This is a genomic window from Acinetobacter septicus, assembly GCF_019355975.1.
Taxonomy (GTDB): Bacteria; Pseudomonadota; Gammaproteobacteria; order Pseudomonadales; family Moraxellaceae; genus Acinetobacter; species Acinetobacter ursingii.
In genome coordinates this window covers 3,017,360-3,030,242 of record NZ_CP079898.1, presented here as the reverse complement: position 1 = coordinate 3,030,242, position 12,883 = coordinate 3,017,360, and the positions used below count along the sequence as shown (strand labels likewise).

10 protein-coding genes are annotated in these 12,883 nt (G+C 40.0%); 7 read left to right on the top strand and 3 right to left on the bottom strand.

The annotated features are described in order from the left end of the window. Positions 1-18 precede the first annotated feature (18 nt). Positions 19-1,674, top strand: a complete 1,656-nt coding sequence (betA, locus tag I6L31_RS14340; protein WP_005002999.1) for a choline dehydrogenase — start codon at positions 19-21, stop codon at positions 1,672-1,674. A 702-nt stretch (positions 1,675-2,376) separates the two neighbouring features. After that, a complete protein-coding gene (locus I6L31_RS14335) occupies positions 2,377-2,868 on the top strand; it encodes a hypothetical protein (protein WP_005002996.1) in 492 nt (163 codons plus the stop codon). Positions 2,869-2,915: 47 nt separating this feature from the next. Here I6L31_RS14335 and I6L31_RS14330 read toward each other — a convergent pair whose 3' ends face one another. Continuing rightward, on the bottom strand, positions 2,916-4,064 hold the full coding sequence (locus I6L31_RS14330; protein ID WP_005002994.1) for a DUF1624 domain-containing protein: 1,149 nt from the start codon (positions 4,062-4,064) through the stop codon (positions 2,916-2,918). A 75-nt stretch (positions 4,065-4,139) separates the two neighbouring features. Between I6L31_RS14330 and I6L31_RS14325 the strand changes: the two genes are divergently transcribed. From I6L31_RS14325 to I6L31_RS14305, 5 genes are read left to right on the top strand one after another with little or no spacing between them, the layout of a single operon-like run. Next, entirely contained in the window at positions 4,140-6,242 is a 2,103-nt protein-coding gene (locus I6L31_RS14325) for a TonB-dependent siderophore receptor (protein WP_005002992.1), read from the top strand. Continuing rightward, entirely contained in the window at positions 6,211-7,326 is a 1,116-nt protein-coding gene (locus tag I6L31_RS14320; RefSeq protein ID WP_005002990.1) for an ABC transporter substrate-binding protein, read from the top strand. The genes I6L31_RS14325 and I6L31_RS14320 overlap by 32 nt, the downstream gene beginning before the upstream one ends. A 23-nt stretch (positions 7,327-7,349) precedes the next feature. Continuing rightward, complete coding sequence (locus I6L31_RS14315) at positions 7,350-8,387, top strand: FecCD family ABC transporter permease (protein WP_035272219.1); 1,038 nt, start codon at positions 7,350-7,352, stop codon at positions 8,385-8,387. Next, the gene (locus tag I6L31_RS14310; protein ID WP_005002986.1) at positions 8,384-9,148 is read left to right on the top strand and encodes an ABC transporter ATP-binding protein; all 765 of its coding nucleotides are present in this window, start codon (positions 8,384-8,386) and stop codon (positions 9,146-9,148) included. Before I6L31_RS14315 ends, I6L31_RS14310 begins: the two co-directional genes overlap by 4 nt. Then, positions 9,139-9,672, top strand: coding sequence for a GNAT family N-acetyltransferase (locus I6L31_RS14305; RefSeq protein WP_005002983.1), 534 nt, complete (start codon positions 9,139-9,141; stop codon positions 9,670-9,672). Before I6L31_RS14310 ends, I6L31_RS14305 begins: the two co-directional genes overlap by 10 nt. Positions 9,673-9,723: 51 nt before the next feature. Here I6L31_RS14305 and I6L31_RS14300 read toward each other — a convergent pair whose 3' ends face one another. Continuing rightward, complete coding sequence (locus tag I6L31_RS14300; protein WP_005002981.1) at positions 9,724-10,920, bottom strand: hypothetical protein; 1,197 nt, start codon at positions 10,918-10,920, stop codon at positions 9,724-9,726. 251 nt (positions 10,921-11,171) lie between these two features. Next, positions 11,172-12,812 (bottom strand): thiamine pyrophosphate-binding protein, encoded by a 1,641-nt coding sequence (locus I6L31_RS14295; protein ID WP_005002979.1) that lies wholly within the window; start codon positions 12,810-12,812, stop codon positions 11,172-11,174. Between the last annotated feature and the right edge of the window lie 71 nt (positions 12,813-12,883).

The window sequence follows — 12,883 nt, the reverse complement described above, 5'->3', positions numbered from 1 at the left end:
CAAGATTAAGGAATAGTAATGACAACTCAATCTTACGATTACATTATTATTGGAGCTGGTTCAGCAGGCAATGTACTGGCTGCACGTTTAACTGAAGATGCCCATGTTTCGGTCTTGCTTTTAGAGGCAGGAGGACCTGACTATCGTCTGGACTTCCGTACTCAGATGCCCGCTGCATTGGCTTATCCATTACAAGGTCGCCGATACAACTGGGCGTATTTGACCGATCCTGAACCATACATGAATAACCGCCGTATGGAATGTGGTCGGGGTAAAGGTTTGGGCGGGTCATCGCTGATCAATGGAATGTGCTATATCCGTGGCAATGCCATGGATCTTGAAGGTTGGTCAAAACTCGAAGGTTTAGAAAATTGGAGCTATGCCGACTGTCTGCCGTATTATAAAAAAGCAGAAACCCGCGATATTGGCGGAAATGATTATCATGGTGGAAATGGCCCAGTCAGTGTCGCAACGCCTAAACAGGATAATAACGTCTTATTTCATGCCATGGTCGAAGCAGGTGTACAGGCAGGTTATCCACGCACAGATGATTTAAACGGTTATCAGCAAGAAGGTTTTGGCCCGATGGATCGCACTGTGACCAAAAATGGTCGCCGCTCCAGTACTGCGCGTGGTTATCTGGATCTGGCAAAAGATCGTCCAAATTTAACAATTGTGACCCATGCGACGACCAACAAAATTTTATTTAATGGCAAACAAGCGATTGGCGTTGAATATATACAAGGTGCCAATCAACATGATGTAAAAAAAGGCTATGCCAATAAAGAAGTGCTGTTATGTGCGGGCGCAATTGCGTCACCACAAATCTTACAGCGCTCTGGTGTGGGACAAAGTACCTTTTTAAAATCGATGGATATTGAAGTCATCCATGATTTGCCAGGGGTGGGTGAAAACCTGCAAGATCATCTGGAAATGTATTTGCAATATAAGTGTAAACAACCTATATCGCTCTACCCTGCGCTCAAATGGTATAACCAGCCAGCTATTGGCGCAGAATGGCTGTTTTTAGGTAAAGGCATTGGGGCAAGTAACCAGTTTGAGGCAGGTGGGTTTATCCGCTCTTCAGATGAGTTTGCATGGCCAAATATTCAATATCACTTTTTACCAGTTGCGATCAACTACAATGGCAGTAATGCCGTTAAGGAACATGGTTTTCAAGCCCATGTGGGTTCCATGCGTTCTCCATCACGTGGTCGTATCAAACTAAAATCCAAAGATCCATTTCAGCATCCAAGTATTTTGTTTAACTACATGTCTACTGAACAGGACTGGCAGGAATTTCGTGCGGCGATCCGTATTACTCGTGAAATTATGCATCAGCCCGCGCTTGATCCATATCGCGGTGAAGAAATCAGTCCAGGGAATGCGTTAAATACAGATGATCAGCTCGATGACTTTGTACGTAATCATGCCGAAACAGCTTACCATCCATCCTGTAGCTGCAAAATGGGTGAAGATGAGATGGCAGTGGTCGACCATCAGGGTCGAGTTCATGGTATGCAAGGCTTACGTGTAGTCGATGCCTCCATTATGCCATTAATCATTACGGGCAATTTGAATGCCACCACCATTATGATGGCGGAGAAAATTGCAGATCAAATTCGTGGGCATGCGCCATTACCACGTTCCGAAGCACCTTTTTATCGCGCCTAATTCATCCTGATCAATCATCGGACTAATTTACCCCCATGTTCGATGATTGAAATTTTGCATCATCTATCGTACACCTCGTACAATTTCAACGCATCAATGCCTCAGCTGATGTGCATTTTTATTATTTTTTAGACTAAACCTCAAGAAACTACACTTTTCAAGTTTCACAAGATTATGAATAAAATAAGGATTTTTTTGATATAATTTGTATTTATTGTAAAAATTTAATCATTTCAAATTAAAATTCGATTATTGATATTCATCTCATCTAGAATACGCGTCTATTGGAATGTAGCGGTTATCTAAAAAATTAATGTATTTTAAATAAATAGATTAATTTCCCTCCCTCTAAACTTTAGATGCCGTTACATTCCATTTTTATACCTATCAAAAAAGCTAAGCTATTACTCAAGCCTATTAAAGCGCATCATCTGTCCTATTAAAATTTTGTTGGCATAGTCGTATTAGAGCGTTCATTAGCGAAAGCATCCTGAATGTTAAATAGATACTCATCCTTTCAAAGCGCAAACTGACCAGCAAATTTAAGACACTTTCTTCACAAATCGACAGTATGATCTCGATCTGAATAGCATTTATGGCTAAAAATCAAACATGCTTTATACATAATTTACATGCGTAAAATAGAACGATTATTTTTAAAAGAATATGCTAAACACATGTCATAAAACGTAGAGGAATAAAATGAATATGGCGAGAATAAACAGCATTTCGCATAAGTTTTATTCTGTAATCTATCTGTTAATCATCACCATTATCGGGGTCGTTTGTGCTTTAAACGCAACTTACGATGTCATGATTGGGGGCACTCCGTTTTATTTTTTTGCTATTGTGGTGCTTGCACTTCAGAGTATTTTTGCACTGCGTGAATCTGAAAGAAGTCGTAATCTAGCTGGTTTAGGCTTGATTCTATTGATCATCGGGCTGATTTATAGTTATGGATTTATGTTTTTAACCCATCTTAAAGCAATTGTATTATTGCCATCAGTTTGTTTGACGTTGTTCGGCATTCCTTCTATTGCCCAACATCCGCAAAAACTTCATTTACTCAAAGCCGTACTGTTATGCTCACTAATTGCTTTGGCAGCGGTTCAGTATTACGAACTTAGCTTACTCAAAGGGTATTATGATTCACTTCCTTATAACGGTAGCTGGCAACATTATGGTGCCTTATGACAGGTCATTTTCCGTCCCGTCATAACATACCTCATTGTATTGATCGACTAAAAATATTTAAGCCATGCAATATGCTTATTCGCATGCTTATAGCTTGAAAATGCTTTAACCACCGGATAAAGCAGACAGATCAAAAATAATGTGATGATCCATAATTGAGCCACCCCAGAAACTGAAAAATAGCCTGATTCATTTGCTCCCCACCATAGTTCAGAGATCACATATAGCAGCTTGAGCACATATAAATGCAGTAGATAAAAGAACATAGGGACTGAACCAAACACCACCAACACTTTCAAAAAAGGCGTTTGAATCCATCGATCAAAGGCAATCAGAACGATCAATCCAATCCCGACATTCCACAAAATGAACAATAAAGATGGCGGATATTTGGTGAAGTTAAAAAAGCTCATTAGACTCAATGTCAAAGAATCATAACTTTGCCAAGCTTCATCCCCATAGATATTCAGCAAACGAAGCAATACAAACAATACAATGCTCAACATCGCAATTAAGATCAAATAACGATCACGTTGCTGCGCATTAAACTTGGGCTGAAAAAACTGCCCTAAACAGTACCCAAATAAAATCACACCCACCCACGGTAATACGGGGTATGACGTTCTGACTCGTAACCCTTCAAATTCAATCCAGCCCCGCTCGTGCAGAATCAACCAGAGAGGTTCCAGTATTGGAATATCTTTAAAACTTATTTGATCTAGCAAATTATGACCAAAAATGATCAACAACCCGACACTGAGTAAAATCTTTTTAGGTAGTCCAATACACATTGACAAGATCACCATACTCAGACCAATTGCCCAGATCACTTGTAAATAAATCACCTCTGGAGGAAAAGTGGCTGTCCATGCAAAATTAACCAAGGTGAATTCCAGCAAAATTAAAAACAAACCACGTTTCAATAAAAAATGACGGGTTTGCTCAATGCTCTGAGTTTTCATCTGAAATAAAAAAGCCGACATTCCCGTAAGCAAAACGAATACAGGTGCACATAAATGTGCCAAAAATCTGCTCCAAAAAAGTGCAGGCTCCGTTTCAGTGACATTTATTGGGTCACTGACCTGTTTATCTAAATAAAATGTTTCACGAACATGATCCAGTAACATGATCATAATCACTAAACCGCGTAATGCATCGATAGATTGGAGACGTGGAATATTTTTTGCTTGTGGCATAAACGTTATAGCTTCAACTTTTGAAATGTTATATTATTTCAAAAGTTGTTTTTTGTCATGTTTATCGAGGGGTTTATGCAGCATAAATATCGTCTGCTGTCGTCATTTATTGGCTTTTCTTTTCTTTCTGGTCTCAGTTGGGCCGATTCTCCAAATAATGTTCTTTCTACCATCACCCTACAGGCTGATCAAAATCAGGAAAATGAAAAAACCACCTCTGCCGCAAGTAAATTTTCACATGATGTTTTAGATATTCCTTTTAGTCGTAGCTATCTTTCACAGGACATTTTAAAACAACAAGATAGTCAACGTATTGAAGATGCAATTCATCTGGTCAGTGGTGTCTTTGCACAAAATAATTATGGCGGTGGCTTTTGGGATAATTACTCTTTTCGTGGTTTTGCAACGGATCCTAATCTTGGCGCAGCCAGTATCCGAAATGGCTTAAGCGTAAATCGTGGACTCAGTGCACCACGAGATATGCTCAATATTGAATCTCTGGACTTCTTAAAAGGCCCCGCCGCCGCGCTATACGGTCGTGGTGAAATGGGTGGTTTGCTTAATATCACCACAAAAAAGCCACAATGGCAGCCGCAAGGACAACTCAACTTACGCGCCAATACCGAACAACAATACCGTGGTAGCTTTGAATATACTGCGCCGCTGAATGATCAACTGGCTTATCGATTGGCCATTGCCCATGAAGACAATCAAAGCTTTCGTGATGAGGTGAATAGTGAACGCTGGTTTTTTTCACCGCAGTTAAGTTGGAAAATCTCTGATCAGACTCAACTTGATTTTGACAGCGAAATCACTCAGCAAAAAGGCACTTTTGATCGTGGTATCAGCGCCTATAAAGGCCAGATTCTGATGAGTCCCAAAACCTTTACAGGCGAACCAGACGATGGCGACATGAAATTGAATGATCAGTTTTATCAACTGCGTTTGGCGCATGAATTAAATAATGAATGGAAACTCAATAGTGCCGTCAGTTATAAGCAAGGATTGATGAAAGGCTTTTCCACTGAACCTAAATCTTTTGAATCAGATGGTGAAACTTTAAATCGTCAACGTCGTTATCGTGATTATTTCACCAAAGATCTACTCGCACAGGCTGAACTTTTAGGTAAGTTGAATACAGACTGGGCGCGTCATGAGATCCTGATCAGTACTGAAGCAGGTCAATTGACTTCTGATCAATATCAGCTCCGTTGTGATTATAAATATTCAGGCGCAAGATACTGTGTCAATCAGATCAATGTCTATCATCCTCAATATGGCGTGTATTTACCCAATATGGGGCTGCAAACCAATACCCGTGAACAACAGGACTATTTTGCTTTAAATCTTCAGGATCAAATGTTCTTCGATGATCAATGGAGTCTTTTAGTTGGTACACGTTTCGACCAAGTCAAACAGTCTTTAGATAATTACAAAGCCAATACTTCTACCGATAAAACCTTTCATCAGGCTTCGCCTCGTGCGGGTATAAATTATAAATGGAATGAGCAGTTGTCATTCTATACGAATTATGGACGCTCTTTTGCCATGAACAATGGTACAGATGCCAATGGACAAGTGTTTGCACCTGAAAAAGGTGAAAGTTATGAAATCGGAAGTAAATATCAGTTTAATGACACATCCTTATTGAGTCTGGCATTATTTCACATGAAAAAACGAAATGTGCTCACCACCAATCCAAGCGATGCAAATTATCAGTATGCCGCAGGTGAAGCATTAAGTCGGGGCATTGAGGTAGATCTGCAAAGTCAACTCACAGATCAACTGCATTTAATGGCAAACTATGCTTATACCGATGCACAGATTCATAAAGATACAACCATTGCCAAAGGAACTCCGCTCAATAATATTCCTCGCCATAGTGGTAATCTGGCATTAGATTATGTGCTTTTACAACAGGCTATAAAAAAAGCAGGTGTTGGGGCAAATGTACAGTATGTTGGGAAACGTAATGGGACACAAAGCACAGGCTTTGAATTACCCGATTACACCTTGGTCAATTTAAATGCGTATTATGAACCGAATAGCCAGTTACGTTATCAATTCAATATTAACAACGTGTTTGATAAAACCTACTATGTTGAAAGTTATAGTGATCTGTGGATCCAGCCAGGTGATCCGTTAAATGCGTCACTCTCGGTACAATGGACATTCTGATTTGATCTTGTCACATGTTTCATTCCCAAAAGTTGTCATGTTCAGCATTTGTGTACTTTTGGGAATCACATTGACAGCCTGTCAGCCCAGAAACATTACAGAGCAAAAACCACAATTAGAGACTCAATCAGTTCAAACCACCCCATCACGCTCTCGTCTTAGTGTTGTTGATTCTTCGGGTTATCGTGTTACGTTGGAGCATCCTGCCCAACGTGTGGTGTGTTTATTTGAGTCGAGTTGTGATGGTTTATATATGCTCAATCAGGGCAATAAAATTGTAGGAATTCCTGCGGAAATTTATCAACAGCCGATGTTATATCACGCATATTCTGTTTTAGACCGACGCATTCAGGCCAAACAGATTCAAAGCCCCTCTCAAGGCAATAATGCGACCAATATCGAAAGTCTATTAATGCTACAACCTGATTTAGTCATTATGGGTGGAGGAGAAAAACAGACCATCGCCCTTCTGCGCAAATTAGGCATAGCAGTTTATATTATGGAATCTTCGACTTATGCTCAGGTCAAAGAAGAATTATCGAACATTGCAGTTTTAACCGATGCAACGGTACGCGCAAAAACCATACTGCAATATTCAGATCAAAAAATAACAGAGATTCAGCGTAATACTGCCAAACAACCCCATCAGCAAACTATTTATTATGCATGGTCGGGCGGTCGTATTTTTTCGACATCAGGAACTCAATCGATTACCAATGATTTTATCGAATTGGCTGGCGCGAAAAATGTTGTTTCGACCAAAACCAATCAACCCAACGTCAATCCAGAAACCTTGATTGAATGGAATCCTGATAATATCGTGCTTTGGAATACCGATCCGCAACTGATTTATCAACGCCCTGAATTACAAACGCTGAAGTCTGTTCAACAGCGTAGAGTTTTTAATTTAAGCCCTGCTTTTATCTATAATCCTCATACCATCAAAATCGTGCTGACTGCACTTTATTTACATCACCACATTTATACTGAAGTGCAATCATCTGACAACATGAAAGAAACCCAATATCAAGTGCTGAGCATGTTGTATGGTTCAAAAGCAGCAAAAGCGTTGATCGCCCCATGAAATTGATCACTCCCATGAAGATGATGCGTCTTGAATCCATCACCCAATTAAATCGTGTCATTCGATATACTGGCTTTATTGTTTTACCTCTGCTTTGTCTGTTTTGTTCCTTATTAATTGGGCCCAGTCATGTTTTAGGTTATCAGGATTATCTGCTCTGGTTCTGGCAAAGTCTGTTTGGTGGAAGCTATATTGCTCCTGAACAATATGCTCTGATGCAGAATATTCTTTGGAATGTACGCCTACCCAGAATTTTGCTTACCTTTATGGTTGGTGCGGCACTGGCGACCGCAGGAAATGGTTTACAAGCTTTATTTCGAAATCCATTGGTGGATTCTTATGTACTCGGTATTTCTTCTGGAGCAGCATTTGGTGCGGCACTGGCGTTGTCTTTTAACTTAAATTCACCTAATTTATTGGCGTTTATTTTTGGTATTGCAGCGGTACTTCTGACTTATTTATTTGCCTATCAAAAACAGGAACAACAAACCTCTTTGGTCATGATTATTTTGGCAGGCATGATTGTTTCAGGGCTGTTTTTGGCAGGATTAACCATCATTCAATATATTAGTGATCCGTTTAAATTACAGGCCATTGTGCAATGGACCATGGGCAATTTACATCAGGCCAATTGGGATAAAGTACAATATGCAGTATTGCCTATTTGTATCGGACTTCTGGGCTTATTTTTAATGCGTTGGCGACTCAATTTGCTCGCACTTGGTACAGAAGAAGCCCAAGCGGTCGGCATCAATCCAAAATGGGAACAAATCTTGCTGATTGGATTGGTCACCTTATGCACCTCTGCTTCTGTGGCTGCGGCAGGGATTATTAGTTTATATGGTTTATTTATGCCCCACATTGTGAGAATACTAGTTGGGCCTGATCATCGTGCAACCATTCCCTGTAATATGATATTGGGCGGCTGTTTTTTATTATTGATTGATAATTTCTCACGTGTTTTATTGAGCTTTGAAATCCCAATTGGAATTTTTACCATGCTGCTTGGCGCACCTTTCTTTTTGCTACTCATGAAAAGCCAACGGATGAACTGGTCATGATCCATATTCATCAGCTTAACTTTGCTTATGGGCAAAAACAGGTGCTTAAAAATATCGATCTCACATTTGCTGAACATCGGTTTTCAGTGATCTTGGGACGAAATGGTTGTGGTAAATCGACCTTGTTTAGACTCATGGCAGGTCTGGAACCTTTACAATGTGGCAGTATTTTATATAAAAGCAAACGTTTAGATCAGTATAAAGGCAAACGTCGTGCGGAACTTTTAGGCTTTTTACCACAATTTCACAAAACCGTTTTTCCCTTTAAAGTCAAAGATGTCGTTTTGACAGGCCGTGCTGCGTTTAGTCATTTTCACCCCACCAAACAGGATGAATATCTGGTCGATCTGGCATTGGAAGAGCTAGATATCGGCCATTTAAAACATCAGGCGTATACTGAGCTTTCAGGTGGAGAACGACAATTGGTGATGATCGCTCGAATATTAGTACAAGCACCCAAAGTGATTTTACTGGATGAGCCAACGAATCATCTGGATGTCTATTATCAGTCTTATTTGATGAAAAAATTACGTCAACTTTCTCGACAAAACTATACCGTGATTGCCATTATGCATGATCCTAATCTGGCATTTTTATTTGCAGACGAACTGTTTTTTATGCGTCAACATGAAATTATTCGACCTGAATCTCGGCAACGCCTGACGGATCCTGTGTTTTTAAAAAGTGTCTATGATGTTGAATTTCATGAGGCCATGCTTCAGGACAAAACCATTGTAGTGCCAGACTATTCATGGCTTTAGACATCGAACTTTTACAACCAGCAGATGTGCCTCAAGCCACTCAATTTGCGATTTATACACGCCAAATTCTTTTTCCAGAAGTCTATCAATCTGAACTTCCTCATGATCTAACTCATTTCAGCCAAACTTATCTTGAACACCCGCAAGGCGCTTGCTTCGTGGTCAAAGATAAGCACACAATTATTGGCATGGTGGCTTATCGAGCTTATAACCATCGTTTTAATTTGGACTTACCGTTGAAAGTTGTCGAGGTGGTTAAACTATTTGTACAGCCCGAATATCGCCGACAAGGTTTAGCATCGCAACTTTGCCATGCTTTATTTGAATATGCTCAACGACAAAATATTCGACATTTTTATTTGCATACTCATCCCTTTTTACCTGCCGCTGAATATTTCTGGCAAAAACAGGGATTTCAGGTCATTCATCGTGAATGGTTGGCGCATTACGATACGATTCATATGTTAAAAACCAGTCAATCAACTTCATGTTGTATGATGAATTTGAGATCATCCAGAATTTAAAAAGCCATAAAACCGCTCTTGGATTTTATGGCGACAAACGAAATAAAAGAATTAAAAACTAAAGCCAAAGTTTAAATTGACCCGATACAGCCATTTATCACTATTCAAGGAAGTTGCTGTGGTATAGCCCGTACTATTGGTCGAACCTCCAATAATATTGGCATTTTTTCCCCAAGTATAATCTGCCCAGACCATAAACGGAGATGCAATAAACATCATGCCTGTGGTATTCATCTGTGACGCTGACCAATCTGTATGTGTTTTATCCAGATAACTAAAATCGTTATAGAATTTAATCGCTTTAAGTTTCCACATATCCTTGATTGGCAAGGTATAAGAGACATTGAGACTCGAAACAGTCCCTTCAGAAGCAATCAAATAAGAAGGTGTTAAACCATTGGTTCCCATTAAAGTCATACGATCGTCAACACCTTCTGGATTTTTGGCATCGTATTGATAGTGAATGATGGAGCCATGAATGTTCCAGCGATTAAGATTGCTATTGGCATGAAGACCTAAAGCATAATATTTTCCATCATCATCTGTGATTTTATTATGCAGTTGTGAAATAGCCCCTGATAATCCAACTTCTTGCTTGCCTAGCGTCGTATCAAACTTTTTAACCACACGGGCATTGACCTGATTTTGTTTTTCATTTTGATAGCCTTTCTGATTTGGAAAAGTATTTTTCAGATCATCATAAGAGCCGCTTTCTGGAGAATAACGCATATTAGTTTCAAGCATGTTTGGATAATAACCCAGTTTAATATCCCAATTTTTGTCATCATAATTCCAGTTCAAACCAGGGGCAATGTTGTTGCCATAGCCTAAAAAGAATGGCAAATGATAGGTCCAGCCATTTTGCGGATAAGGATAAATGGTAAATGGTTTGTAGACGAAACCTGCCTCCAAACTATTGTGAGGATTGAGTTTATATCCTACATAGGCTTTTTCTATAGAGGTAAACTCTTGATCCTGCAATAAAAAACTAGAATTTAAATAAAAATCATCATATGTTCCCTTAAGATCAAGTCTTAGGACATCAAAGTCCAACTTGCCCATTCCTCGATTGGAACTTTGTGGCCAGCTTTCATAGCGATCCTGCACGCGAATCACCCCACCCACTTTAAATGAAGCTGTACCATCTTGATTTTTCCACTCCAGTGGTGATGTCTCTGCCCAAGAGCCAGTCGAAACACCTACGCAGAAAATTGAAACATTTATTGTTGAAACTACACTTTTTTTCATCATCGCTTCCCAATATTTAGCCACGAGCTGATAGTGAAAAACAGCAACTCATGTTTTATATATAAAACTTTGTTTATTTTGATTTTTACCTAAAAAAATTTGGTGATCCTATTTGAAGCGAGAGCAATCCTTAGCTCATGGCATATTATTCATCACCATTTTTAGTTGTTTACTTAGATGCCTTAGCACCTAAGTAAAGCCAGATCACAATAATGCTGCTATAAGGTTTTGAAATTCAATATCCCTTAAACTTAATAGAGTTTTTTCTGTGGTGGACCCGCAAAGCTCAACGGACCAATAGAATGCATAACAAGTTCGATGACCGCAGGACCATTAAAATCAACAGCCTCTTTGATCGCAATTTTAAATTCATCTGCACTGCCGACTTTCCAGCTTTTAACGCCCATCGACTCCCCCAATTTTTGATAATCCGGGGTATGCAGCTCATTGAAATATTGGCGACCACCAAAGTAGTTATTTTGAATACCACGCATCACCCCATAGCCCCCGTCATTCATGATCATGAGGACCATGTCGGTATTTTCTTGCGCCATGGTTGCGATTTCACCGATTCCTAACATCAAACCGCCATCACCGACCAGACCCACTACTTTTTTGTCTGGATTAGCAATACTGGTTCCAATCGCATGCGCCAAGCCTAAACCAATTGCCCCTGCCAACGAGTGAATATTACGATTTGGTGCTTGTACAGGGAATAAACGGCTGCCCCAGGTACTGCCCGACATGGTAATGTCACGAACGAAAATACCATCTTCAGGTAAAGCCGCACGTAAGTGATCACAAATCAATGCATATTGATCAAGCTGTTTACGCAGTGCATCGACCGCAGCATTTTTAGCATCAACAATGGCTTGATCATAGTCAGCATCAACTTTCGAAACACCATTAAGTTGAATCAAACTACGCGACAAAATATCTTTAGCATCCGAACAAATGAAATGACGAATTTTGTAATTACGTTGTTGTGCGACAGGATTAGCATCAATCTGAATGATATTTTCGGGGAACTGAACCGAATACGTTTTGGTTTCGTTACTGCGTAAACGAGAACCCACCACGGCCAATAAGTCAGCATTTTTTAATAGTTCTTCGACTTTAGCCGAGTTATGAAATGCACCTAAGCTACGTGGGTGTGCATCAGGTAAAATACCGCGACCATGGGTGGAGGACACCACAGGAATACCTAAATCTGCAATCGCCTTGATTTCATCCACACTATTTAATGCACCGCCACCAATCCAAAATACTGGACGTTTAGCTTGCTTGATTTGATCAACCAATAACTGAACCTGAGTTTCATCTACCGCAGGCAATTGCATCGCTTTCACTGGACTTAAATTCAACGGTAAATCAATTTCTGCTGCTTGCACATCGATTGGTAATTCAACACTGACAGGTCCCATTGGGACAGTTGTAGCGACACGAATCGCTTCACGAATGACCCCAATTGCGTTATCTGGACTGGTAATGCGAAATGCAGCTTTGCTCGAAGCACGTAAGAAAGTGAGCTGATCTTTGGTTTCATGAATAAAACTGGCATCACGATCCAAATATTCCCGTTCCACTTGACCTGTTAAATGCAACACAGGACTGGCTGCATTCATGGCTTCAATTAATGAACCCACGGCATTGCCTGCACCTGCACCCGTACTGGTTAAAGCAACACCCAAACCTTTAAATCGTGCATGTGCATCGGCCATCGTGACTGCACCCGCTTCACCTCGCGCCGCCACAAAGCGGATTTTTTCACGGCGACCCACAGCATCAGCAATCGGCAAGTTATGAATGGAGATCACGCCATAAATGCTATTTACATCATGTTCTTCTAATAAGCGAGCAATTGCTTCACCCACATTGACACGTTCAGTCATGAAAATCTTCCTCTAAATTCTGTTTAATATCCATTGAAATGGTTAAATCGTTAAAACCATCTTCTATTTAA

Coding starts and splice junctions, on each gene's coding strand:
- I6L31_RS14295 (WP_005002979.1), bottom strand. CDS start 12,812: ATGACTGAACGTGTCAATGTGGGTGAAGCAATTGCTCGCTTATTAGAA.
- I6L31_RS14315 (WP_035272219.1), top strand. CDS start 7,350: ATGCGTCTTGAATCCATCACCCAATTAAATCGTGTCATTCGATATACT.
- I6L31_RS14325 (WP_005002992.1), top strand. CDS start 4,140: ATGCAGCATAAATATCGTCTGCTGTCGTCATTTATTGGCTTTTCTTTT.
- I6L31_RS14335 (WP_005002996.1), top strand. CDS start 2,377: ATGAATATGGCGAGAATAAACAGCATTTCGCATAAGTTTTATTCTGTA.
- I6L31_RS14310 (WP_005002986.1), top strand. CDS start 8,384: ATGATCCATATTCATCAGCTTAACTTTGCTTATGGGCAAAAACAGGTG.
- I6L31_RS14330 (WP_005002994.1), bottom strand. CDS start 4,064: ATGCCACAAGCAAAAAATATTCCACGTCTCCAATCTATCGATGCATTA.
- I6L31_RS14320 (WP_005002990.1), top strand. CDS start 6,211: ATGCGTCACTCTCGGTACAATGGACATTCTGATTTGATCTTGTCACAT.
- I6L31_RS14300 (WP_005002981.1), bottom strand. CDS start 10,920: ATGAAAAAAAGTGTAGTTTCAACAATAAATGTTTCAATTTTCTGCGTA.
- betA (WP_005002999.1), top strand. CDS start 19: ATGACAACTCAATCTTACGATTACATTATTATTGGAGCTGGTTCAGCA.
- I6L31_RS14305 (WP_005002983.1), top strand. CDS start 9,139: ATGGCTTTAGACATCGAACTTTTACAACCAGCAGATGTGCCTCAAGCC.